Origin of the sequence: Methylophaga sp. OBS3 (assembly GCF_026319325.1) — a bacterium.
In the GTDB taxonomy this organism is placed as follows: Bacteria; Pseudomonadota; Gammaproteobacteria; order Nitrosococcales; family Methylophagaceae; genus Methylophaga.
Map to the genome: position 1 here is coordinate 378,690 of NZ_JAPDMU010000003.1, position 11,463 is coordinate 390,152.

General features: G+C 46.2%; 11 protein-coding genes. 1 reads left to right on the forward strand and 10 read right to left on the reverse strand.

Going from position 1 to position 11,463, the window contains the following annotated elements; translation table 11 throughout:
* The first annotated feature begins 12 nt into the window (after positions 1–12).
* Positions 13–459 carry a DciA family protein gene (locus tag OMP94_RS08550; RefSeq protein WP_266277863.1) on the forward strand — a complete coding sequence of 149 codons (447 nt, stop codon included), beginning with the start codon at positions 13–15 and terminating at the stop codon, positions 457–459.
* 1 nt (position 460) lies between these two features.
* On the opposite strand, the gene lpxC is transcribed toward OMP94_RS08550, so the two are convergent.
* From lpxC to murD, 10 genes are all read right to left on the reverse strand, one after another.
* Positions 461–1,378, reverse strand: coding sequence for a UDP-3-O-acyl-N-acetylglucosamine deacetylase (gene lpxC / locus OMP94_RS08555; protein ID WP_266277864.1), 918 nt, complete (start codon positions 1,376–1,378; stop codon positions 461–463).
* A gap of 79 nt (positions 1,379–1,457) precedes the next feature.
* Positions 1,458–2,615 carry a cell division protein FtsZ gene (ftsZ, locus tag OMP94_RS08560; RefSeq protein ID WP_266277865.1) on the reverse strand — a complete coding sequence of 386 codons (1,158 nt, stop codon included), beginning with the start codon at positions 2,613–2,615 and terminating at the stop codon, positions 1,458–1,460.
* A gap of 35 nt (positions 2,616–2,650) precedes the next feature.
* Positions 2,651–3,901, reverse strand: a complete 1,251-nt coding sequence (gene ftsA / locus OMP94_RS08565; protein WP_266277945.1) for a cell division protein FtsA — start codon at positions 3,899–3,901, stop codon at positions 2,651–2,653.
* Positions 3,901–4,683: a cell division protein FtsQ/DivIB gene (locus tag OMP94_RS08570; protein ID WP_266277866.1), complete on the reverse strand. Its 783-nt coding sequence runs from the start codon at positions 4,681–4,683 to the stop codon at positions 3,901–3,903. The genes ftsA and OMP94_RS08570 overlap by 1 nt, the downstream gene beginning before the upstream one ends.
* A complete protein-coding gene (locus OMP94_RS08575) occupies positions 4,680–5,618 on the reverse strand; it encodes a D-alanine--D-alanine ligase (protein WP_266277867.1) in 939 nt (312 codons plus the stop codon). Before OMP94_RS08575 ends, OMP94_RS08570 begins: the two co-directional genes overlap by 4 nt.
* The gene (gene murB, locus OMP94_RS08580) at positions 5,615–6,505 is read right to left on the reverse strand and encodes a UDP-N-acetylmuramate dehydrogenase (RefSeq protein ID WP_266277868.1); all 891 of its coding nucleotides are present in this window, start codon (positions 6,503–6,505) and stop codon (positions 5,615–5,617) included. The genes OMP94_RS08575 and murB overlap by 4 nt, the downstream gene beginning before the upstream one ends.
* Positions 6,505–7,923, reverse strand: coding sequence for a UDP-N-acetylmuramate--L-alanine ligase (gene murC, locus OMP94_RS08585; protein ID WP_266277869.1), 1,419 nt, complete (start codon positions 7,921–7,923; stop codon positions 6,505–6,507). The genes murB and murC overlap by 1 nt, the downstream gene beginning before the upstream one ends.
* Positions 7,916–8,989, reverse strand: a complete 1,074-nt coding sequence (gene murG / locus OMP94_RS08590) for an undecaprenyldiphospho-muramoylpentapeptide beta-N-acetylglucosaminyltransferase (RefSeq protein WP_266277870.1) — start codon at positions 8,987–8,989, stop codon at positions 7,916–7,918. The genes murC and murG overlap by 8 nt, the downstream gene beginning before the upstream one ends.
* Complete coding sequence (gene ftsW, locus OMP94_RS08595) at positions 8,986–10,122, reverse strand: putative lipid II flippase FtsW (protein WP_266277871.1); 1,137 nt, start codon at positions 10,120–10,122, stop codon at positions 8,986–8,988. Before ftsW ends, murG begins: the two co-directional genes overlap by 4 nt.
* Positions 10,119–11,462 carry a UDP-N-acetylmuramoyl-L-alanine--D-glutamate ligase gene (murD, locus tag OMP94_RS08600; protein ID WP_266277872.1) on the reverse strand — a complete coding sequence of 448 codons (1,344 nt, stop codon included), beginning with the start codon at positions 11,460–11,462 and terminating at the stop codon, positions 10,119–10,121. The genes ftsW and murD overlap by 4 nt, the downstream gene beginning before the upstream one ends.
* Position 11,463 lies beyond the last annotated feature (1 nt).

Sequence of the window (11,463 nt, forward strand, 5' to 3'; positions counted from 1 at the left end):
TGGAAATAATTCATGTCGGACAAACCACGTGCTTTCGCAAAGCTTTGCCAACAACATCCTCGCTTACTACAACTCAACAGTCGCGCTCAGAAGCTAACCCAGTTAGATAGCCTTCTGCAAGCAATTTTACCTAGCAACTTTGCTGGGCGTTGTCGTCTGGTCAATCGCGATGGTGATGAAGCTACCATCATTGCTGAAAATGCGGCAATTGCCAGCTTGCTTCGCTTCCAATCTCGAAAGATATGTCAGCAACTTTCAACACAACTCACCGAACCAGTTAAAAAGGTAAATGTTAAGGTTCGTCCCGAACACCAACTTCAACCAGCCAGACCACGTTTAAAACATCAATTGGCACTTTCACAAGACAGTGCCCAAATAATAGAACAGACCGCTGAGGGCATCAGCGATCTGAACTTAAGAGCTGCACTTCAGCGATTAGCAAAGCGCAGCAATAAATAATTTAGCTAACGATTGATGCTGCTGGACGACTAAACAGAATTGGCGCATCTTTATCATCTTCAAATGTCACCAATTCCCATGCATCTTCTTGCGCTAATAATTTGCGTAATAACCGATTATTAACTTCATGACCTGATTTGTGGCCAACAAAGGCACCAATCAAGCTATGGCCTAGAAGATACAAGTCACCGATTGCATCAAGTACTTTATGACGAACAAATTCATCTTCGTAACGAAGACCGTCTTCATTCAATACTCTAAAATCGTCAACAACGATGGCGTTATCCATACTGCCACCTAAAGCCAGATTCATTTCACGCAGCTTTTCGATATCTTTCATAAAACCGAAAGTCCGTGCCCGGCTGACTTCACGCACAAAGGATGTGGAGGAGAAATCAACATCCACTTGTTGTGGTCTGCCAGAAAAAGCCGGATGTTCAAAATCAATAGTGAAAGAGACTTTAAAGCCTTCAAATGGCTCAAACTTAGCCCATTTATCACCATCTTCAAGAATGACCGGTTTTTTGATACGGATAAACTGCTTGGCAACATTCTGCTCTTCAATTCCCGCAGACTGCACCAAAAATACAAACGGGCCAGCACTACCATCCATGATCGGCACTTCAGCAGCATTGAGATCGATGTAGGCGTTATCGATACCCAAGCCAGCCAGTGCAGACAAAAGATGCTCAACCGTCGAAACTTTCTGACCATGTTCAACCAATGTGGTTGACAGTGCGGTTTCGCCGACATTTACTGCTTTGGCCTCAATTTCCACAACGGGATCTAAATCCACTCTGCGGAAAATTATGCCTGTATTCGGGGCAGCCGGCCGCAGTGTCAAATAGACCATTTCGCCGCTGTGTAAACCGACACCAGTGGCACGAATCACATTTTTTAATGTTCGTTGCTTGATCACCGCGTGACCCCCTTCTACGTCAATTAGCAGATAATAATATCATATGCTTAAGCACTGTCACCTAATTGAAATATTTCGTTCAATCAGCTTGGCGACGTAAAAATGCTGGAATGTCTAAGTAATCCATATTGACATCACCGTTAGCCACTTGTTTCTTCTGTTCGCCATGACGATTACGAATCACTGTTGGTTCGTCATAATCAACTTCAACAGGCTTCTTCACAATTTCAATCTGCGGCGAAGCAGCAGCTTCAACTGGTTTAGCAACGGCAGCACGCGCACCACCCAGACCCGTAGCAACGACAGTGACTCGAAGTTCATCGGTCATATCTGGGTCGATAACCGTACCAACAACAACTGTTGCATCATCAGAAGCAAATTCTTTAATGGTATTACCCACTTCTTCAAACTCACCGATGCTCATATCCAAGCCAGCAGTAATGTTAACTAACACACCACGTGCACCGGCTAAATCTACATCTTCTAACAGTGGGCTTGATACCGCTAAGCGAGCAGCTTCCGTCGCACGGTTTTCACCGGATGCACGACCGGTACCCATCATTGCCATACCCATTTCAGACATCACAGTACGTACGTCAGCAAAGTCGACGTTGATCATACCTTCGCGGGTAATCAGTTCAGCGATACCTTGAACGGCACCAAGTAAAACATCATTCGCTGATTTGAAAGCATTTAACAGGCTCATTTCTTTACCTAATACTTTCAGTAACTTTTCATTTGGAATGGTAATTAATGAGTCAACATGTTGGCCCAACTCATCAATACCAGCTAACGCTGTTTTCATGCGTTTACCACCTTCAAACGGGAATGGTTTAGTTACAACAGCAACCGTCAAAATCCCCATTTCTTTAGCGACTTGGGCAACAACTGGTGCTGCACCAGTACCCGTACCACCGCCCATACCTGCAGTAATGAAAACCATATCAGCACCACTGATTACTTCCATGATGCGTTCACGATCCTCTAAAGCAGCTTGACGACCAACATCTGGATTAGCGCCGGCACCTAAACCTTTGGTGATATCAGTACCCAATTGTAATTGCGTGTTTGCAGCGCTTTTACGTAACGCTTGCGCATCCGTGTTGGCACAAATGAAATCGACGCCTTCGATTTTATTTACCACCATGTGCTCAAGTGCGTTACCGCCACCACCACCAACACCAATCACTTTAATGACCGCGTTCTCGGTATATGTGTCAATTAGCTCAAAAGTCATAACGTTTCTCCCCTCTTCTTTGATACAAAACTTGCTCAGAAATTGCCCTGAAACCAACTTTTCATTCTGGCAAGCATTCCCTTAAAACCTTCCGACAAGGCTGTTTCATTGTTGCCGGTACTTACTTGTTCATTGCCAAACAGCAATAAACCCACCCCCGTCGCATGAATTGGATTGCGAACCACTTCAACCAATCCACCAACGTGTTGTGGTAAACCCAATCTGACGGGCAGGTGAAACACCTCTTCAGCGAGTTCAATCACACCTTCCATCTTGCTACTGCCACCGGTCAGTACTACGCCGGCAGCCAGCATTTCTTCAAAGCCGCTACGACGCAGTTCGGCCTGTACCAGCATCAGTAATTCTTCGTAACGTGGTTCAACAACCTCAGCCAATGTTTGTCTCGCTAATTGGCGAGGTGGTCTATCACCAACACTGGGTACTTCGATGGTTTCGTCTTCACGTGCCAGCTGTGTTAAAGCGCAGGCATATTTGATTTTGATTTCTTCGGCATATTGCGTTGGTGTGCGTAACGCCACAGCGATATCATTTGTCACCTGATCGCCCGCAATAGGAATGACAGCCGTATGACGTATCGCGCCATCAACAAAGACAGCGATATCTGTTGTGCCACCACCGATATCAACGATACAAACACCGAGTTCTTTCTCGTCTTGCTCAAGAACTGAATAGCTTGATGCCATTTGCTCCAGAATGATGCCGTCGACTTCCAGACCACAACGCTCAATACATTTGGTGATATTTTGCGCAGCACTCACGGCGCCAGTAATCAAATGCACTTTGGCTTCCAGGCGTACACCTGACATACCGATAGGCTCACGAATACCTTCTTGGTTATCGATGATGTATTCCTGTGGCAGGACATGTAGCAACTGCTGATCGCCCGGGAAGTGGACTGCACGTGCAGCATCTAACACTCGGTCTAAGTCACCTTGTGTGACTTCTTTATCGCGAATAGCGACCGTACCATGTGAATTCAGGCTTCGAATATGGCTGCCGGCAATACCCGCAAATACTGAGTGGATCTGACAACCTGCCATCAACTCAGCTTCTTCAACAGCGCGTTGAATCGATTGCACAGTCGACTCGATATTGACCACCACACCTTTTTTCATACCACGTGCGGGGTGTGAGCCAATTCCGATAATTTCTAATTTATTGTCCGAGGGGCCGGCATCATGAATTGGTGCCGCTACTATCGCCACCACTTTAGAGGTGCCGATATCCAGTCCCACAATCAGTTCACGTTCGCTTCGTTTTGACATCATACGGTTCCGTTAAAATCAGGTTTCTGGCCATCTTTCCATTGCACAGCAAGGCCATTGGTATAGCGCATATCAACCATCGCGATTTGTTCGCGATACACCGCCAGTTGGTTTCCTAATACGCGAATAAATCTTTGTAACCGTGCGTTACTGTCTGCACGCCCCAGCTCCAGTTCTAATTCATTGGTAAATGTCATACCCCAGCTACGACGTTCATCCATTCTCAAACTCAGGATCCGTAGTTCCAGAGCATTTAATTCTTGCTGCATATCGACTAAGCGACGAGCCATCATTTCACTGCTGCCTTCGGGGCCAAATAACGTGACCAAACCATCAGGAAAGGTTTCTGCGGCTGGGTAAAACACTTGCCCACGGTTATTTACCAGACCATCTTGATTCCAACGTGCTACTGCTTGGTGTTCGGTCACAATCAAATGCAACGTATCAGGCCACACTCTGCGAACCTGGATTTGATCAACCCATGGAATTTCTTTAGCCGCAGTTCGTAAACCTGCAACATCAACATCAATAAAGCTTCCTGTGACGTATGGCTTCACGACTTGTTGTAAATATTGTCTATCGGTGTGTTGCAACTCACCTTCAACCGTTACATGCAAAACTGGCAGCGTGTCGTCTTGGTGCAAATAAAAACCACTGCCAACAATCACCAATAAGGTCAGCATTGTCACAATGACACGCACACGTTGCGCCCAATCAACCGCCTCACGCGGCTTTTGGGGTGCTTTTCGAGTTGCGCCTACTTTGCGACGTTCTGCTCTCACTGATCGCCCTCCAAGCTATACTCAAGTACCCGCCAGCACAGTTGTTGAAAATCTAAACCAGCTTGTTTGGCTGCCATTGGTACCAAGCTGTGATCTGTCATACCCGGCACACTGTTAGCTTCTAATAAATAAAAATTGCCTTTGGTATCGGCCATCACATCGATACGGCCCCAACCACGCATTTGCAGGCTGTTAAATGCTGACAACGCAAGTGACTGACACAGTTTTTCCTGTTCTGACTCAAGACCACAAGGACAAAGGTATTCAGTGGTGTTAGCTTGATACTTCGCATCAAAGTCATAAAACGCATTTGGTGTTTTCAAACGAATCACCGGTAATGCTTCACCATCCAAAATACTTGCGGTGTATTCAGCGCCATTGACCCATTGTTCAGCGATAACGTCATCGTCATATTGCAATGCCGTGGCAATCGCTGCGGTAACTTCTTCACCATTAACAACTTTGCTCATACCAATGCTTGAGCCTTCACGCACTGGCTTAATGACTATTGGCAAGCCGAGATGTTTTACAAGTTCAACGGCATCAGTTTCGGCATTAACATGCTGGAATTTCGGCGTTGGTAAACCTTGTTGTTGCCAGATAAGTTTGCTGATGCGTTTATTCATCGACAGCATCGCACCAGTAACACCGCTACCCGTAAAAGGCATTCCCATTGCTTGTAATAAGCCCTGGATTTCGCCGTCCTCACCACCACGACCATGCAATACAACAAACGCACGGTCGTATTTGCCATGACGCAATGTAATATCCACTTGTTTATCAACATCAATGCCAACAGCATCAATGCCTTGAGCCTGTAGTGCAGTCAAAACAGCATTACCGCTGCGCAGTGAAATCTCACGCTCAGCACTACGACCGCCCATTAATACGGCAACCCGACCAAATGCTTTGGGATCAGTCACACGGCGACTCATGCATGTTCTCCAATAATGTGTACTTCTGGCGTTAACTCGACGCCATGCTGTTCCGTAACTTTTTGCTGTACTAACTTAATTAATGATTCGATGTCAGCAGCGCTTGCAGTACCGTCATTAACAATGAAATTGGCATGTTTTTCTGACACAATCGCGCCACCAATTCGTAAACCTTTTAGTTCTGCCGACTCAATAAGACGACCAGCAAAATCACCCGGTGGATTACGAAATACCGAACCAGCACAAGGTTGGTTAGTTGGTTGACTCGCATTACGTTTACGTAAAAGCGTTTTAATCAAGTCAGCTTCGGTTTGGGCATCACCATTTTCAAACTGCAGTGTTGCCGAAACAAACCACTCATCTTTTGGTGCTTTAACGCTACGGTAATTCACCTCAAACTCACTCGCTTCTCGGTTGTTTAATTCACCTGCGCGACTCACCGTCGTTACTGATTTCACAAACTGCCAAGTTTCGCTGCCATGAGCACCAGCATTCATCGCTAATGCACCACCAAATGTTCCCGGAATGCCTGCCAAAAATGCACCACCAGCTAAACCAGCACGTGCCGATTGTTTCGCAATTTTGCTGCAGTAAACACCAACTTCAGCCGTGACTTCATTACCGTCAATCTCAATTTCTTGAAGCGTCCCAGCCGTTGCGATCACGGTTCCCGCAAAACCACCATCTCTAACTAATAAGTTGCTACCTAAACCAAGCCATAGCACTGGCTCTGTTGCTGGTAATTGACTCAAAAACAAAGCCAAATCTTCAATATCTTTTGGTTGATAGAACCGATGTGCATTACCACCCACGCGCCATGAGGTATGACCCGATAACGATTCGTTAAATCGGAGTTCACCGCGAAGTTGTGATTGCATTGCCGTCATCACACTTCACCTTCCAGCATGCCGTCGAGTTCACGGGCAATAGCACCAATATCACCAGCACCAAGTGTTAACAAAAGATCGCCATCTTGCAGTAAGCCCGGTAATAACTCATAAAGCGCCTGTTTGTTCTCTACAAACACAGGCTCTACCTGACCGCGCAAACGAATCGCACGACATAAACTGCGAGAATCAGCACCCGGAATTTTTGCTTCGCCTGCTGGATAGACTTCAAGCACGACCAATACATCGGCTGATGACAAGACCTTGGTAAAGTCTTCGAACAAGTCACGTGTACGCGTATAACGATGAGGCTGAAATACCACTACTAATCGTCTTTCAGGCCAGCCACCTTTTGCTGCAGCTAAGGTTGCTGCAACTTCGGTTGGATGATGACCATAATCATCAACTAGCAATACGCTGCCGTGGGAAGTTTGTTTGTCACCCAATAAATTAAAGCGGCGCCCAACACCATCAAACTTACTTAACGCCGACTGACATGCTTCAACACTAACGCCTAAATTACGGGCAACGGTTAATGCTGCTGTTGCGTTTAATGCGTTATGTAAACCTGGCATGTTTAACGTAATTGGATACGACAAACCTGTTTGTTGCTCAGTGACAGTAAAGCTAATTTGGCCTTGATGTTGGCTTAAATCAGACAAGCGGTAATCTGCTTCCTCTGATTGGCCATAACGCATGATCGGACGTGTAACATCCGGTAATACGCTGACAACTTCAGGATCATCGGTACACATGACTGCCAAGCCATAGAATGGCAAGTGATGTAAAAATTCAATAAAGGTCGCTTTTAACTTATTAAAATCGCCTTCATAAGTAGCCATGTGGTCATCATCAATATTGGTGACAACGGCAATCATTGGTTGCAAATATAAAAACGAAGCATCACTCTCATCCGCTTCAGCAACCAAATATCGGCCTGTACCTAATCGTGCATTGGTACCAGCACTATTCAAACGACCACCAATGACAAATGTTGGATCTAGCTCACCTTCACTTAACAGTGCTGCGATCAAGCTTGTTGTTGTCGTTTTACCGTGAGTACCAGCAACCGCAATACCGTAACTAAAGCGCATTAACTCAGCTAACATCTCAGCGCGTGGTACCACTGGAATACGCTGCTCGCGTGCTGCTTGAAGCTCGATGTTGTCTTCATTGACTGCTGTTGTGACTACCACTACATCAGTGCCAGCCAGATTTTCTGGTGCATGGCCAATAATAATATTGGCACCTAATTTACGAAGGTGTTGGATCAAAGCGTTTTCTGCCAAATCACTACCACTTACTTGGTAACCCAAGTTGAGTAGTACCTCGGCAATACCGCCCATACCCACACCACCAATACCAATGAAGTGGATATGTTTCACTCGGCTTTGCATTGCTGATGTTAATTTAGCCATGCAACTGCTCCATACAAATATTTGCGATAACTTCCGCACTACCAATACGTGCCTGCTCACGAGCTGACTTAGCCATTGAAAGCAGTCTTGAACGATCGCTGTTTAATTCTTTGATAATGTTTGCCAATGCTTCGACGTTTAAATCAGCGTCTTGGATCAGAATGCCAGCACCAGCATTAGTTAATACTTGCGCATTAACCGTTTGATGATCATCAACCGCATAAGGATATGGCACCAAGATTGAGGCCACACCAGCAGCTGCGACTTCAGCAATAGTTAGTGCACCAGCACGACAGATCACTAAATCTGCTTTGGCATAACTTGCGGCCATATCATCTATAAAGGCTGTAACGTCAGCTTCAACACCTGCTTTTTGATAGCTTTCTTTTGCTGCAGCTAAATGACGCTCACCACACTGATGTAATACGTTTGGACGTTCAGCTTCAGTCATTGTTGCCAAAGCTGCAGGTACGGTCTCGTTCAAACTACGTGCACCAAGACTGCCGCCCAATACCAAAATATTGAGTTTGTTTTCACCGTCTTGATAACGCAGTTCAGGCGCTGGAATATTTTCAATCGCTGCACGAACAGGATTACCCACCCACTGTGCTTTAGCTGACTTAATACTGTTTGCAAACCCCAGTAAGACAGCTTTAGAAAATGGACTTAACAAACGGTTGGTTAGGCCTGCGATTGCATTTTGCTCATGGATAACGAGTGGTGTTTTTGACAGCCATGCCGCAATTCCACCTGGACCAGAGGCAAAACCACCCAAACCTAACACTACATCAGGCGCAAAGTTTTTAAGGTGATGACGTGCTTCTAATACAGCTTTCACCAGTTTGAATGGTGCTGTTAACCAGCCCATTAAGCCGTTACCACGTAGTCCTTGCACAGAAATTAGGTTTAGCTCAATATCCGCTGCAGGCACTAAGCGTGCTTCGATACCTTTCGCAGTACCCATCCAGCTCACTTCATTACCACGTGAACGTAATACTTCCGCCACAGCCAATGCCGGAAATACATGTCCGCCGGTTCCACCTGCCATAATCATCACGCGGCTCATCGTCTGACCCTCGCAGCTGCTGTTTCTGGCTGACGCGTTTCTAGATCGACGCGAAGTAATAAACCAATTGCAATGCAGACAATAATCAAACTACTGCCACCGTAACTCATCAATGGCAAAGTCAAACCTTTGGTTGGTAAAGCGCCCATGTTGACGCCCATGTTGACGCAAGCCTGTAAGCCCAGCCAAATACCAATACCGTAAGCTACTTGGGCGCCAAAACGCTGACCTGCCAGCTCTGCAGCACGGCCAATTGAAAGTGCACGCCAAATCAACATGAAGAACAAGCCAATTACTACTAAGGCACCAATTAGACCGAGCTCTTCAGCAATGATCGAAAACAAAAAGTCGGTATGTGCTTCTGGCAAATAAAACAGTTTTTGCATACTGCTACCCAGACCAACCCCTAACCAGTCACCACGACCAAATGCGATCAAGGCTTGGGTTAACTGGAAGCCACTACCAAATGGATCAGCCCATGGATCCATAAAGCTTTGTAATCGTTGCAAACGATATGGTGCCAACATGACTAATAGATAAAACAAGCCACCCAATACCGAAATCATCATGACGAAAATGCTAACGCGAGCACCGCCAAGAAATAACATCGCTACTACCGTTGAGAGAATGACAACGATAGAGCCCATGTCTGGCTGTAATAACAAAAGGAAAGAGGCGATACCCAACAACATCATCGGCGCTAGGATCCCAGCCATTGCTGTACCGATTTGTCCTTGGTGACGTTGTAAATAGTCCGCGATATAGATGATCGCAAATAATTTCATCAGCTCGGCTACCTGTAAGTTCACAGGTCCTAGCGGCAACCAACGCGCACTACCATTTACTTCACGGCCAATACCGGGGATCAACACCAGTGCCAGCAGGATAATACCCATCATCAACAGTTGCGGTGCTAACTGCTGCCAGCTGAACAAGCGAATTGACATCACTGCCCAAGCAAAGCCTAATCCCATCAATGCATAAACAAACTGTCTGATGAAGAAATATAAAGGCTGACCTGTTTTACTCTCAGCCATAGTGATAGATGCAGAGCAAACCATAATCAGCCCGACCATCAATAAGCCGAGCGCTGCAAACAGCACATGACGGTCGAATTGTTGGCTCAAGCTCATGGTTGCAGCTCCCGAACAGCTTGTTCAAATTGCTGACCACGGTCGGCATAGTTTGCAAACATATCGAAACTGGCACATGCCGGTGACAACAATACTTGCATACCCTCTTCGGCCAATTGGCTGGCCATATTCACAGCCGCTTTAATACTTTCTGCAGTTTGTGTAATAACTTGCTTAGGAATCACTCTGGCAATTTCAGCTGCGGCCTCACCAATTAACACCACGGCATGAACATAGGTTGCTAACACAGCAGTCAATCCAGAAAAGTCTTGGCCTTTGCCAACACCACCCAGAATCATGACCAGCTTGCCAGTACCGGCAAAACCTTCAATTGCTGCGATGCTTGCACCAACGTTAGTTGCTTTTGAGTCGTTGTACCAACGAACCCCACGACGCTCACGAACCAAACGGCAACGGTGTGGTAAACCTTTAAATTCACGCAAGGCTGACAACATCGCCTGCATAGATAACCCCATCACACTACCTAGTGCGAGTGCTGCCAGTGCGTTGGCAATATTATGTTGACCGACGATTTTCATATCGCTAACCGGCATCAACTCATATTGGCCTTCACACAACCACGGTTGCTCATCAATCATACGAACAGCAAAATCTTGCTCTTGAGGCGCATGGATACTAAATCCAATCGTTTGACGGTTATCTTCTGCCATGGCGGCCACAACAGGATCGTCACGGTTAATAATCATGACGCCTTCGCCTTGGTAAATCCGTTGTTTGGCGAGTTGATAGTCTTCAAAGCTATCGTAACGGTCTAAGTGGTCAGGGCTGATATTGAGAATGACCGCAGCAAATGCATTCAAACTACGTACAGTTTCTAACTGAAAGCTGGACAACTCTAATACATAAAAATCGACAGGCGCTTCATCAAGTAAATCCAAGGCTGGTATGCCTAAATTGCCGCCTGTAGCAACTTTCTTACCTGACAACTGAGCCATCAGACTGACTAAGGTCGTCACAGTGCTTTTACCGTTTGAACCGCTAATCGCAACGACGGGCGCGACGGCATAACGAGCAAATAACTCAACATCACCAACGATTTCAATGCCTGCATCAGCTGCAGCCTGAATCTCAGGCATTCTTGGGTCAACACCTGGGCTTAACACGATTTGATCTGCGTGTTGTAACCACTCAATGCTAAGACCACCGGTACGTACCAATACTTCAGGATAATCTTGTTGCAACTGTTGTAAGCCAGGTGGTTGCTCACGAGTATCCATGACAGCTACAGCAGCACCATGCATACGTAAAAAACGGGCACATGACAGCCCGGTCTGTCCCAGACCGACAATAACGCAGTTTTTATTTTGCATCTTGGCCATC